At 34.5% G+C, this 14,005-nt stretch carries 12 protein-coding genes; 3 read left to right on the top strand and 9 right to left on the bottom strand.

The window, feature by feature from the left end; genetic code table 11:
- Positions 1-6 precede the first annotated feature (6 nt).
- The 7 genes from ACFSR1_RS04370 to ACFSR1_RS04400 all read right to left on the bottom strand — a co-directional run bounded on the left by ACFSR1_RS04370 (position 7) and on the right by ACFSR1_RS04400 (position 8,517).
- On the bottom strand, positions 7-2,940 hold the full coding sequence (locus ACFSR1_RS04370; protein WP_378290014.1) for a glycoside hydrolase family 3 N-terminal domain-containing protein: 2,934 nt from the start codon (positions 2,938-2,940) through the stop codon (positions 7-9).
- An 83-nt stretch (positions 2,941-3,023) separates the two neighbouring features.
- The gene (locus ACFSR1_RS04375) at positions 3,024-3,509 is read right to left on the bottom strand and encodes an ABC transporter ATPase (RefSeq protein ID WP_378290016.1); all 486 of its coding nucleotides are present in this window, start codon (positions 3,507-3,509) and stop codon (positions 3,024-3,026) included.
- A gap of 121 nt (positions 3,510-3,630) precedes the next feature.
- On the bottom strand, positions 3,631-4,422 hold the full coding sequence (locus ACFSR1_RS04380) for a (Fe-S)-binding protein (protein WP_378175255.1): 792 nt from the start codon (positions 4,420-4,422) through the stop codon (positions 3,631-3,633).
- A 67-nt stretch (positions 4,423-4,489) separates the two neighbouring features.
- Positions 4,490-4,936: an LNS2 domain-containing protein gene (locus ACFSR1_RS04385; RefSeq protein ID WP_378290018.1), complete on the bottom strand. Its 447-nt coding sequence runs from the start codon at positions 4,934-4,936 to the stop codon at positions 4,490-4,492.
- Between the two features lie 68 nt (positions 4,937-5,004).
- Positions 5,005-6,324: a 4Fe-4S dicluster domain-containing protein gene (locus ACFSR1_RS04390; protein ID WP_378290020.1), complete on the bottom strand. Its 1,320-nt coding sequence runs from the start codon at positions 6,322-6,324 to the stop codon at positions 5,005-5,007.
- A 13-nt stretch (positions 6,325-6,337) separates the two neighbouring features.
- Positions 6,338-7,288 carry an MlaD family protein gene (locus tag ACFSR1_RS04395; protein ID WP_378290022.1) on the bottom strand — a complete coding sequence of 317 codons (951 nt, stop codon included), beginning with the start codon at positions 7,286-7,288 and terminating at the stop codon, positions 6,338-6,340.
- Positions 7,289-7,374: 86 nt separating this feature from the next.
- On the bottom strand, positions 7,375-8,517 hold the full coding sequence (locus ACFSR1_RS04400) for an N-acetylmuramoyl-L-alanine amidase family protein (RefSeq protein WP_378290024.1): 1,143 nt from the start codon (positions 8,515-8,517) through the stop codon (positions 7,375-7,377).
- Positions 8,518-8,716: 199 nt separating this feature from the next.
- On the opposite strand from ACFSR1_RS04400, the gene ACFSR1_RS04405 reads away from it, so the two are divergent.
- The 3 genes from ACFSR1_RS04405 to ACFSR1_RS04415 all read left to right on the top strand — a co-directional run bounded on the left by ACFSR1_RS04405 (position 8,717) and on the right by ACFSR1_RS04415 (position 12,621).
- Complete coding sequence (locus tag ACFSR1_RS04405; RefSeq protein ID WP_378290026.1) at positions 8,717-11,506, top strand: putative LPS assembly protein LptD; 2,790 nt, start codon at positions 8,717-8,719, stop codon at positions 11,504-11,506.
- A 109-nt stretch (positions 11,507-11,615) separates the two neighbouring features.
- Positions 11,616-11,996 carry a RidA family protein gene (locus ACFSR1_RS04410; protein WP_378290028.1) on the top strand — a complete coding sequence of 127 codons (381 nt, stop codon included), beginning with the start codon at positions 11,616-11,618 and terminating at the stop codon, positions 11,994-11,996.
- 64 nt (positions 11,997-12,060) lie between these two features.
- Entirely contained in the window at positions 12,061-12,621 is a 561-nt protein-coding gene (locus tag ACFSR1_RS04415) for a hypothetical protein (protein WP_378290030.1), read from the top strand.
- A 16-nt stretch (positions 12,622-12,637) separates the two neighbouring features.
- Here ACFSR1_RS04415 and ACFSR1_RS04420 read toward each other — a convergent pair whose 3' ends face one another.
- Together ACFSR1_RS04420 and pfkA are read right to left on the bottom strand one after the other, a co-directional pair.
- Entirely contained in the window at positions 12,638-13,000 is a 363-nt protein-coding gene (locus ACFSR1_RS04420) for a methylglyoxal synthase (protein WP_378290032.1), read from the bottom strand.
- 9 nt (positions 13,001-13,009) lie between these two features.
- The gene (gene pfkA / locus ACFSR1_RS04425) at positions 13,010-13,996 is read right to left on the bottom strand and encodes a 6-phosphofructokinase (protein ID WP_378290034.1); all 987 of its coding nucleotides are present in this window, start codon (positions 13,994-13,996) and stop codon (positions 13,010-13,012) included.
- Positions 13,997-14,005 lie beyond the last annotated feature (9 nt).

The following is a 14,005-nucleotide window of genomic DNA, read 5'->3' on the forward strand; positions in this document are numbered from 1 at the left end:
TACGAATCAATAATTAATTGCCTCATAAATCAATCGCTGAATTTCTGATCTAATATCATTTGATATCAATTTACGATTAGCAGAATCCGGAAAAGTACGGTTGCTCAAGAACACGTAAATTATTTCTTCATCAGGATCCGCCCATGTAAACGTACCTGTAAAACCACTGTGACCATAGCTATTCATTGATATACAACCACAGGTCGGGCCAACATCTCCTAATTGTGGTTTATCAAAACCTACCCCTCTTCTTACATCTTTATCACAATAAGTACAGGTATTAAATTCTTCAATGGTTTGGCTACTTATATATTGTTTTCCTCCATAATATCCACCATTAAGATACATCTGCATCATTTTTGTAACATCGTTTGCATTAGCAAATAAACCGGCATGACCTCCAATACCTCCAAACATGGCTGCACCTTGATCATGAACATATCCGTGAATAATTTCTTTTCTATATGCTTGATCGTTCTCTGTAGGGACAATACGTTTTTTATCAAATTTATTCAATGGTAAATATCCCATATTGCTTGCCCCCATCGCTTTGTAAAGATGTTGTTGTGTCAAAGCATCCAAATTATTCCCATAGTGTTCTTCTATAAATGATTTCATTAAATAATACGGAAGATCACTATATTTATAACTAAGCCGATTTCTTAATTCACTGTCTTTTATCCTCGCCATAAGAGAATCTTTCATATCGCTTCTCAGGTATAAATTACCAGTTACTTTAATATTAAAATCATCAGAAGGTCTGTTTCTATAGTACTTTCTATCTGGTTTTGAGGTAACAGTATCCAGTGTCTTTAAATAAAAAGGAATCCACGCTCTTAATCGTGCATAATGCGACAGCATGGATCGAACTGTTATATCTTTTTTGTTAGAATCACTAAAAGAAGGTAGCATTTCTCCTACTCTGGTCTCCAGAGATAAAATCCCTTTATCTTTTAGCTCCATTGTTAATGGTAGTGTAGAAAGAATTTTAGTTAAGGATGCAAGGTCATAAATATCCGAACTTTTTACCTTCCTAGATTTTGCGTAGGTGTGATATCCATAATTCTTATTAAAAACCACCTTACCTTTTCTCGCTACGATAAGTTGTAAACCAGGTGTCATTTCTTCTCTTAAAGCTATATTAACTATTGAATCAATACGCTCTAATTTGTGAGAATTCATACCTACAGTCTCGGGGATACCATACGTAAGACGTTTTAATGATCTTGTTTCCAATCCTATTCCTAAAGGAAAATCTTCACCTAGGCTTACCGGAAGTTTCCCTTTTGCTTCTATGGCACCGAAAAGTAACTGTGCAGCTTTTTGCTGAGCAACAGGACTATTTTGATACGCCATTAAAATACCTTCAAAATTGGTAGTGGTCTGAAGATCTAACATTGCATATGGTTTGGAAAAAACACTTAGCACAGTATTATTAAGCCTTGCGATCTCATATAACCACACCAATTCTTTATCCTTAAACTTATACTCTTTCCAAGGATTGTCATTAGATTTATGCAAACCAACAATAACGTAATTATAATTACGCAACTGATCTAAAATATCCGGTAGTTGATTGCCTTGTACCCAATCAACTTTCGTATACTTATTTAGCTCTTCTAAAAAGACTTCTCCAGAATCATCTCCCAGCGAGACATATGCTACTTTTTTGAGGTCTAAATTTTTAACAGGTAGGATAGCCCTGTCGTTTTTAATTAAGGTTAATGAGTTTTCTACTAATTTATGATGTAGCACCTCATTAGCAATACTATTCAGTTCTTCAACAAGATATTCTGTTTTTACAGGCTTGTATTTATGAAGCCCTGCTTTATACTTGGCTAATAGAATCTTTTTAACAGAGATGGACAAGCGTTCTTCTGTGATTTCTCCAGCGTAATAGGCAGAAACAATTTTTTGAGATGCTAATGGAACATCTTCTGATATTAGAAGAATATCATTTCCTGCTTTAAACGCAGCAAGATCAATATCACCGGGAGCTTTAAAATCTGAAGCTCCTTTCATATTCAAAGCATCTGTAATAATCAATCCTTTAAAAGCCAGGCTGTCCTGTAAAATGTTAGTTACTACATTCTCAGAAATTGACGACGGATATCCTGATCTGGGTTCTAGACTAGGAATATTAAGATGGGCAACCATCACACTGGACAAACCATCTGCGATCAGTTTTCGATAAGGATACAATTCGATACTATCTATTCTTTTTTGATCAAAATTGATAGTTGGTAATGTTTTATGAGAGTCGCTGTCCGTATCACCGTGACCCGGAAAGTGTTTTGCACTAGCCAGCACACCTTCTTTTTGCATTCCTTTCATAAAAGCCAATGCTTTTTCTGTGACATTATCTTTATCCTCTCCAAAAGAACGATTTCCGATTATTGGATTTTTAGGATTAGTATTCATATCAACAACCGGAGCAAAATTAATATGAACTCCTAATCGTTTGCAATGTTTCGCTATTTGCCTACCCGTTTCTTCTACTAAATTATTATCCTGAATAGCACCTAGGGTCATATTCCAAGGAAATGCTTTGGTAGAATCCAGCCTCATAGCCAAACCCCATTCTGCATCCATACCAATCAGTAGAGGAACCTTAGAAAGCTCTTGATACTCATTATTTAACTTTGCCTGTCGCTGTGGTCCTCCTTTGGAAAAGATGATACCACCAATGTGATATTCCTCAATTAGCTTTTTTATCTTATCTGTCTCTTTCTTAGGTTTCGAAGAAAAAACATCTACCATAAACAACTGACCAACCTTTTCTTTTAAAGTCATTTTGTTGTAAATGCTATCTACCCAAAATTTTTGAGCATTATATTCTTTTTCAACGATTAGTGGATTTAATTGCCTCTCATCTACTTTAAGGAGCAATGCAAGGGAGTCGGATTCATTATTACTAATAGAATCTTCGATCTTTATCACATCAGATTGTTGAGAAAAAGCCGATAATGTGAAAATAAAAATTATACAGGAAAGGTATTTTATAAAAGTATAATGCACAAAAACTAATTTAAAAAACGATTATGCCAACTTTCTTTAGCCGGAACTTCCCAATCTGTCTTATATTCGGCAATATTAGTGACTAAATTATTAAACACTATGGTATTGGGAGATACAGATCTATTTTTTGCCATTTTCCTAAAATCGGTAAGTGATTTATACGCAACATACTCCCCTTGTTTATAAGACACATTCATCTTATCCATTAAATCCACATTGTAATCACTTTCTAGTTTCTGGATAAAACGCACTGAAGCATCTATAGAGCAACCTGTTGCTTGATTAAGATCCTGATCTAGTGCTATAGTTATGAATCTCTTATACTTTATATCGTATCCCGCTTTTAGATCTGCACCGTGTGCAGTCCATTGGGTAATAAAGGTATCTAATCTTTCTTTTATTTGTTCTAACTCCTCCGAAGTAAAGGATCTATTGGCTTGATATATCCAAATTCTTGAAGTATCCGGAAGCTCATTAAAATCTACTAACATCTGCTTTCTTTTTATTTTCTAAAATAACAAAAACTATTTCGAATTGTTGCAATAAAAAAGAGTTAATATGAACAAACATATCAACTCTTTCTTTATTATATATAGTGTTTTAAAAATACTCTTATAAATCTTGAGCATTTGCAATCAATTCTGCCACATCCATCACTTCGATGCTATCTTCTTTCTCTTTATTTTTAACACCATCGGTCATCATTGTATTGCAAAAAGGACATCCAGCAGCGATGATATCCGGTTTTGTCTCCAGCGCATCCTCTGTTCTTTCGATATTGACATCTTTATTTCCTGGTTCCGGCTCCTTGAACATTTGTGCTCCTCCTGCTCCGCAACACAGACCATTGCGTTTACAACGTTTCATTTCTACAAGTTCCACTTCTAGCTTTCTAAGAAGATCTCTGGGAGCTTCATATACATTATTTGCTCTACCTAAGTAACATGGATCGTGAAAAGTTATTCTTTTCCCTTTAAACTTACCTCCTTCAACGGTTAATCTTCCTTCATCTAAAAGTGATTTAAGAAATTGCGTATGATGCATTACTTCATAGTCACCGCCTAATGCAGGATATTCATTTTTTAACGTATTGAAACAATGAGGACAAGCTGTAACTACCTTTTTGATTTCGTAGGCATTCATTACCTCTATATTGGTAACTGCCTGCATCTGAAACAAAAATTCATTACCTGATCTCTTGGCCGGATCACCAGTACAGCTTTCCTCTGTACCTAATACAGCAAAGTCTACATTGGCATTATGAAGCAACTTAACAAAAGCCTTAGTAATTTTCTTGGCTCTGTCATCAAAACTACCTGCACAGCCTACCCAAAATAAAACTTCTGGCTTTTTTCCTTCAGCCATATACTCTGCCATTGTTGGCACCTTTACTGTTTCACTCATATGTATATACTATTTATATATGTAATGGATTTATGGTTTGAAAAAAATCATAACCAAAAATCAATATTTAATCATGTTTACCGTCGTCAAAAACTTCGATAGTCACTACTCTTTCTACTAATTCAGTAAATTTACCGGTATAGCGAGTAGCTTTTACCAAGTGATTGTCGATCCAATGATAGTTTCCTCCTCTTGGTTTTCCCATTAAAAGACTGTGATATTTAAATCCGTGGGTGTTTAACCAAGTCTCTGTCACTTCTCTATGATCTTCTGTTCTGGACGTGAAAAAACATATAATATGTCCTTCGTCAAACCACTTATTCAATGTAACTAATGCATCCGGGAACGGTGCACATGTAACCATTCTCTCTGGCTCTTCATTAGGAACATCTTCAGTGATCGTTCCATCAATATCGATAAGATAGTTTTTAATTCCTTCTGGCAAAACAGGACTAATATGCTCTCCTGCTTCTACCTTATCATGCAATAATTTCTCTACTTCTTCCTTCTTCATAATTTCTAAATTCTCTTAATTTTTTAAAAAAGTTTATGGTTAATAGTTATGGTTAATGAAATTAATTTTTACTCTTGACTCCAGTTCAATCTATCCATTTGGTTAAATGGCCAAGGAGCTCCATTATTTTCTATGTTCGACATCATATTATTAAGGTCTGATGGCGCAGCACTTTGTTCCATTACTAAATATCTTCTCATATCCAGAATAATAGACAATGGACTAATACTTACCGGACATGCTTCTACACACGCATTACAACTTGTACAGGCCCATAATTCTTCCGGAGTTATGTAGTCATTTAATAATTTCTTACCATCATCGACAAAACTACCGTTCTTGTCAATATTATCTCCTACTTCTTGTAGACGATCTCTGGTATCCATCATAATTTTTCTAGGCGACAACTTCTTACCTGTCTGGTTTGCGGGGCATTCGCTTGTACAACGTCCACACTCTGTACAGGTATATGAATTCAATAATTGTACCCAGTTAAGATCTGTTACATCAGAGGCTCCAAATGTTGAAGGTTCAGCTTCTGATTCGTCTTCTGCAGGAGCTGCAAACGGATCAGCATTAGGATCCATCATTAGCATCACCTCTTTGGTCACAGCTTCTAAATTATCCATTTGTCCTTTGGGTTGCAAGTCTCCATAATACGTATTTGGAAATGCTAATAGGATATGCAGGTGTTTAGAAAAGTACAGGTAATTCAGAAATATTAAAATTCCAATAATATGCATCCACCAAGCGCCTCGTTCGATAAGAATTATAGTTCCCTCTTCCATTCCGTTAAATAAAGGAGAGATAAATTGACTTATAGGATATGCTCCAGCTTTGATATAATGTTCTGCACCTAAACTTTGTAGCTGTAAATCCGCTGCATTCATAGTAAGAAACAGTGTCATTAACACAACCTCAAAATACAAAATAATATTTCCATCGTTCTTTGGCCAACCTTTTAATGTTTTAAAGCGTCTAATATTAATTACATTTCTCCTTATCCAAAAGATGAAAACACTTACTAGTACTAAAAGTGCCAAAATTTCGAACGAACCGATCAAGAAATCATAAAATCCTCCTAAGAAGGCAAATATTCTGTGTGTCCCTAAAATACCATCAATGATAATTTCGAGTACTTCAATATTGATAATAATAAATCCTAAATACACTACCACATGCAATATTCCCGCAATAGGTCTTCTTACCATTTTAGATTGTCCAAAAGCAATACGCATCATATTATTGAAACGCTCTTTCTTATTATCCGTTCGATCCACATCCTTACCCAATCGAATATTTCGAATGATTTTACGAATGTTTTTAGTAAAATATCCAATCCCTGCTATTAAAGCGATTACAAATATGATATTAGGAATATATTGCATAGTCTATTAGTAGTTAGTTTATTGAGTCTGTTGGTTTCACGTATGGTTTATTCTTTTTCCCGAAAACAGAAATGTTTACATATCGTGTTGGATTTAATCGAAGGTCCTGTAGCAGTAACTCCAGTTCTTTGCTGGCTTTTTCTAAATTACCATATAACTTATCATCCTTCAATAATTTCCCTGCAGTTCCGTTTCCTACTTCTAAATCTTTAGAAATTTTTTCAAAATTAGCTAAAACTCCGTCTAAATCATTAACCAGTTTTCCAATATTAACTTTTGATAAAGAATCCGAGAACTGGTTAAGGTTCGTTGACATTTTATCTAGATTAGAAAGCGTACTATTTAATTTTGTTTCGTTACCCGACAAAATATTATTCAAAGCTCCGGATGCTCCTTTGAAGTTTTTGATGGTAACACTTAGATCTGCAAATATTGTATTCAGATTATTTTTATTGTCAACGGATAGAATTTCATTAACAGAGGTTAAAAGGGTATCCGCATCCTTGATCGCTGATTCTAATTTGAGCTGAAGCGGTGTTAGCTGTTCATTAACTAACTCTAGTAATCCAGCCTTCACTTGTCCTGGCAATGTATCCTGATCCTTTGCTTCCAGACCTTGTTCATAAATTGGATTAATGGCCAACGATTTCCCACCGATCAAATCTCCACCATATACCATCGCTACGCTATTTCTGGAAAAAGTAAAATCACTACTTACATTGAACTCAACCACAAGGTTTCCTTTTTTATCCGCAAAATTGATAGAGACTACTTTACCTACAACCAAACCATTGATAGTTACAGGAGAAGAAGGTATCAAGCCCTCTACATTATCATAGACGGCATAAAAAGTACGATCACTCTCTAAAAGGTTTTTACCCTTCAAAAAACTATAACCAAAAATCAGAAGTGCTATAGCAGATAGTGCTAGAATTCCTGTTTTAACTTCTCGAGTAAATTTCAAAATAGCATATATTTAGGACACAAATTTAGAATAAAAAATATACTTCCAAAGATTATTAACGAACGAATTATCAGTATTTATTTAGATTAATTCGATGAAGTATCTGTTTTTAATGCTTCAGTAAGCGGAATTATTTCATTATCCTTAAAAGCAACTACAAAGCAAGCCGTATATCCTTTCTCTACTGCTACGCTCTTTAACTCCTTGATTAAATTATAATTAGACGTGCTACCAAAGTAATATTTATACAATTCACCAAACTGAACCTTGGATAACTGATCTAGTCCATTAAAATTTTGAGCTTCTAATTCTATATCGTTTGATCCTGCTGCGATTTGTACTTTAAAAGTGACTCCGTTGTATAACTGCTCTCCTACAACCTTGGTTATCGAATCATTATTCACGATTTCAGGAATTTCAGGAGTTTTAGGTTCCGGAACATAATAGGTGGCATCCAAACTCTCTTTATAATCAACAATCGAGGTTATTATTGACTTTGCCATTTCTTCCTGACCTTTTTTAGAATTTAGATACTTTCCTTCTTTGTTATTGGTAAGAAATCCTAATTCTATAAGTACACTTGGCATATATGTTTGGTGTAATACCACAAAACCAGCTTGTTTTACTCCTCTACTCTTTCGTTTTAAAGTTTTATTGAATCGATTCTGCACAAAACTCGCCAACGTAAGGCTTTGATCAAGGTATTCTTCTTGCATCAATGTTAATCCTATAATAGATTCGGGAGAATTAGGATCAAAACCGTCATAGTTTGCCTCATAATTATCTTCTAATAAAATAACAGAATTTTCATTTTTTGCTACATTAAAGTTTTCATCATTTGCGTGCAAACCCAGTACAAATGTTTCTGTACCATATGCTTGAGAATGATGAGAATTGCAATGAACAGACACAAATAAATCAGCTTTTGCTTTGTTTGCAATTTTTCCTCTTTCGTGTAATTCGATAAATTTATCAGTCTTTCTGGTATATACTACTTTAAATCGATCATCTTTTTCTAAAGCTTCCCCTACCGCCAGAACCACTTTTAAAGAAATATCTTTTTCTTTATATCCGTTACCTCTATTTCCCGGATCATGTCCTCCGTGACCAGCATCTAATACCACCACAAATTTCTCTTTATTACTGCTTTCTGAAACAGATACCGAAAATGCAGATAGCACCAATACTAATACAATCGACAAAGAGCTATATATTATTTTCTTCTTCATAATTATGCAAAATTATCACTTAGCTTGAAACATTACCAAATTGTTTCAGTATTTAGTATAATAATTCTAAAATCATACGGTTATGATCTTAGAAATTACCATATCAGTTTTTATTTAAAATAACGTAAGAGTACTGTATTTGATATAAATATTTATTTTTTTCTCATTTACAATCTCTACATAAAAAATATATGTAATTTTGGCACTTCAAAAACTAAGCCATAGTTTTACAAAAATAGGATTTAAACCATTGCAAACAACGGTACGTAACATACTTTATTCACTAAGTTTTTCACTATTTTGCATTTGTTATACAACTGCACAAGAGTTTGATAAAACTACTGCGAAACCAGTTCCTATTCAAAAAGACTCTGTTAATTTGACTAAGAAAAAGGCAAATCCGAAATCCGAGGTGCTGCAAAATGAAAAAGATCAGGACACTACAAAAAAGGATACAGCCGTTGAACCTCCTCAGTTATTGACTGATAAAGTTAAATATAAGTCTACGGATTATATGAGACTTAGTCGTAGAGAAAACAAAATGTATCTCTATAACGAAGCTGAAATTATATATGGCGAAATGCAAATTAATGCAGGTCTGATTATTGTAGACAATGCTAAAAATGAGGTATATGCTTATGGAATTAAAGATTCTGTTGGTGATTATACCCAAACACCTATTTTTAAACAAGCTCAGAATGTGGTAGAACCAGATTCTATTCGTTTTAATTTTGACACAGAGAAAGCACTTATTTATAACTCCCGAACAAAACAGGGTGAAATGAATGTAAAAGGTGAAGTTTCAAAGAGAGTTAACGACTCTGTGATCTATATGAGTAACGTAAAATTCACGACTGCTGAAGATATTGACAATGCGGATTATTACTTTTATGCAAGAAGAATAAAATTAGTTCCAAAAAAGAAGATCGTTACTGGTTTAGTAAATATGTTTATTGCGGATGTTCCAACACCTCTTGGATTGCCTTTTGGTTATTTTCCCTTACAAGAAAAAAGAACTTCGGGTTTTATCATTCCTAGTTACGGAGAAGAAAACAACAGAGGGTATTTTTTACAAAATGGCGGATATTACTTTGCTTTAAGTGATTATGCCGATTTAACTGTAACGGGAGATTATTATACGAATGGTAGTTATACACTTCTTACAGAATCTGCTTATGCAGTGCGTTATAAATACAGAGGTAATCTTCGTTTTAGGTTTGAAAACAACTTAACTAGCGAGAGAGGTTTTCCTGATTTTGCACAAAGAACGACCTATAACATTCAATGGACTCATGCGCAGGATGCCAAATCAAATCCAAATTCCAGATTTTCTGCTTCTGTAAACTTTGGTAGTAGTGATTTCTTTCAGCAATCTACCAATCAACTGAATACAGGAAATTTCCTGAATAATCAGCTTAGTTCTTCTATTTCGTATGCTAAAACTTTTCAGGGAGATCCTCAGGTTAATTTAAATATAGCTGCTACCCATAACTCTAATACCAATACCGGGGAAGTAAACTTATCGCTCCCTAATGTCAATGCCAGCATGTCCAGAATATTTCCGTTTGCACCAAAAGTAGGTGTCAAAAAAGGAATTATTCATAACATAAATACACAATATAACTTTAGAGGAGAAAACAGAATTAATACGACGGATGAAGATCTTTTTAAAGCTGAGATGTTTAACGATGCTAGGATTGGAATGCAACACTCCATCCCGATTAGTACTAATTTTAAAATTTTTAAATATCTAAGTGCAACCATGGGAACCAGTTTTCAGGAAAACTGGGTATTTGAGACAATTGAACAACGTTTTGATGAGGATGCTAATGATGGTGCCGGAGAAGTAGTAAGAGACACCATTGCAGGCTTTGACGCTTTTAGGACTTACAATTTTTCCGCTAGTTTAGGAACAACGATCTACGGAACGTTTAATTTTAAAAAAGATAAAAAGATACAGGCAATTCGCCATACGATGCGACCATCTGTTAGCTATAGTATCAATCCGGCCTTTGACCAATTTTATGATACTTATAGAAGATCTGCAGAAGATGATCCCGACACACCAGATATAGAAACGTTTGAAGATGTTGAGTACTCAAGATTTGAAGGAGGTTTCTTTGGTGCTCCAAGTAATACTTTTTCGAGTAGTATTGGATTTTCATTAAGCAATAACCTGGAAGCTAAAGTAAGAAGCAAGGATACTACTGCTACTGAACCCAAAAAGGTGGTGTTATTGAATAATTTAAATTTTAGAACAGCTTATAATATTGCAGGAGATTCTCTTCAATTAAGCCCGATATCCATAACCGGAAATATCCCAATCATCGAAAACAAACTGGATATTAATTTTAGTACAGAGTTAGATCCATATGCTTTAGATAATAACAATCGTAAAATTGATGTTTGGAACATTGATAATGGAGGTAGCTTATTCAGATTAACCAGAGCTAGTGCCAATTTTGGATACTCTTTTTCTAGTAAAGATTTTGAAAAAGGAAAATCTAACGAAGACCCATTAACCAACCCAACCCTTCAAAATGGTGGTAGACCGGATAATTTATTTGGCGGTGGAACTGACTTTAGAGAAGAGCAAACCTATCGTAAGCAAGATGATAGTGATAGAGAAAAGAAAGATATCAAAAATTACAATTACAAAATCCCTTGGTCTTTACGTTTGTCATATACCGTGAATTACAGTAATAATGCCCGGCAAAATGAAATATCATCACATTCTATTATGTTCTCGGGTGATGTAGAATTAGCACCAAAATGGACCGTTGGAGTTTCCTCTGGATATGATCTAAAAAATCCTGGATTTACGTTCACTAATTTAAGATTTAAAAGAGATTTGGATAGTTGGACTATGAATTTTAATTGGATTCCATTTAGCGAGCGAACCTCTTGGAATTTCTTTATCGGAATCTCGTCTTCCGTGCTTAGCGATATCAAATATGATAAAAGACGTGAACCGGACCGACAGCTTTAATATAGGTTTGAGGTTTGAGATTTGAGGTTTGACCCTTCGACACGCTCAGGGTATAGGTTTGAGGAATTAAATTTATGAAATCTTTATAAACAATAACACTTTACACATCATGAAAAAAATAATAACTACCTCTAAGGCGCCTGCACCAATCGGCCCTTATAACCAAGCAATTCTCAACGGTAATACACTGTATACTTCTGGTCAAATAGCCATTAATCCCGAAACTGGAGAATTAGTTCTAGATGATATCAAAATAGAAGCAGAACAAGTAATGCAAAATCTTAAAGCGATTTTAGATGAAGTAGATATGACTTTCGAAAATGTTATCAAAACGACTATCTTCTTAAGTGATATGAATAATTTTTCTAAAGTAAATGAAGTTTACGGAAGTTATTTTAATGAAGATACGGCACCTGCCAGAGAAACTGTTGCTGTGGCAGCTTTACCTAAATTTGTAAATGTCGAAATATCAGTAATCGCTGTAAAATAAATACTTAGATTACACAAATACATAAAACTCAAGCATATTCTGCTTGAGTTTTTTATTTTTACAAATGCTTGATTTCACAATTAACTCTCCGGACAGTCTATCTAAACTCATCAAAGAAAAAGAGATTGTTTCTTGGCAAGAACTGGTTACTTATGTTAAAAACATTCCTTACGGCAGAAACTCTAATCGTACTGACTCCAGACTAGTACTCACAGAGAACAAAGGAACCTGTAGCTCTAAACATGCATTGCTAAAAAGGATTGCTGATATACATGGTGCTAAAAACATTGAACTTTTTACCGGTATTTACAAAATGAATTCTACAAATACTCCCAAAATTGGTAATATACTTCTTGAAAATGGGCTTGATTACATCCCTGAAGCACATTGTTATTTAAGATATAAAGGGGAAACAATCGATGCCACATCGGACACTTCGGATTTTGAAAGAATCAAAAAAGACATAATCATTGAACGAAAGATACAGCCTGATCAAGTAGCAAATTTCAAAGAACAATTCCATCAAAATTTTATCAAAACCTGGATAATCTCAGAAAGACTCAATTTTTCTTATAGTGAGTTATGGGAAATTAGAGAAGAATGTATTTATAACTTATCAACGTGAGTGAAATTTACATTTCTCACAATGCTTTGAGAAGTAATTGTGCCGTAGCCGGATTGGTTGCTAGAGGTACATCATATACATCGCACAACCTCATCAGCATAAAAATATCTGGTTCATGAGGATGTTTTGCCAATGGATCCCTGAAGAAGATGACCATATCCACTTTTTTCTCTGCTACTCCGGCCGCTATCTGTGCATCCCCACCAAGAGGACCAGAAAGTAATGCATTTACCTCAAAACCTGCTCGTTTTGCTTTCTCTCCAGTAGTACCTGTAGCAATAAGTTTAATGTTTTTAGAACTTAAAATATCCTGATGTTCATTAAGAAACTGAACCATTTCTGCTTTTTTACCATCGTGAGCTATGATTGCTATTGTCATAATCCTTTATTATACAGATAGTATATCTGAAATACGTAATAATTCTTTATTAATACTATGATCTTCTTTTAATCCCTCATCGAAATTAGTAGCAACAATTTTATTATTAAGTAATCCTACCATTACATTTTCTTCTCCATCTAACAACAACTCTACAGCTTTTACACATAATCTGCTTGCTAGTGTCCTATCAAAACACGATGGGGAACCTCCACGTTGCATATGTCCTAAAACAGTTACTCTTACATCATAATCAGGAAGGTTATCCGTAACATAGTCAGCTAGTTCATATACATTTTTCCCAATTTTATCACCTTCACAAACCACTACGATACTTGATGACTTCCCGGAACGTTTACTTCTTTTTAAAGATTCCAACAGCCTATCTAATCCTAGATCTTCTTCAGGAATTAAAATTTCCTCTGCTCCTGCTCCTACTCCACTATTTAATGCAATAAATCCTGCATCACGCCCCATCACTTCTATAAAAAACAAACGATCGTGTGAACTGGCTGTATCTCTAATCTTATCGATAGCTTCAACAACAGTGTTTAATGCTGTATCATATCCGATGGTGAAATTAGTACCTGCAATATCATTATCTATCGTTCCTGGAACTCCAATAACCGGGATATCGTGCTCTTCGCTAAAAATCTTACCTCCTTTAAATGTACCGTCACCACCTATTAATATCATGGCATCAACGTCGGATTTTTTAAGATTTTCGGCAGCTTTTTTTCTTCCCTCAGGCGTTCTGAAATCTTCCGAACGAGCAGATTTAAGAATGGTTCCTCCGGCACTAATGATATTACGCACACTACGGGCGTTTAGCTCACAGTAATCATTTTCTATCATTCCCTGATAGCCCCTATAAAAACCTATACATTTTACATTATAATATGAGCAGGCACGAGCAACAGCTCTGATTGCAGCATTCATCCCAGGAGAATCACCTCCAGAGGTCATTACTCCGATAGTCCTAATTTGTTTAGCCATGTATTGTGT

The organism is Aquimarina rubra (assembly GCF_042684305.1).
Taxonomy (GTDB): Bacteria; Bacteroidota; Bacteroidia; order Flavobacteriales; family Flavobacteriaceae; genus Aquimarina; species Aquimarina rubra.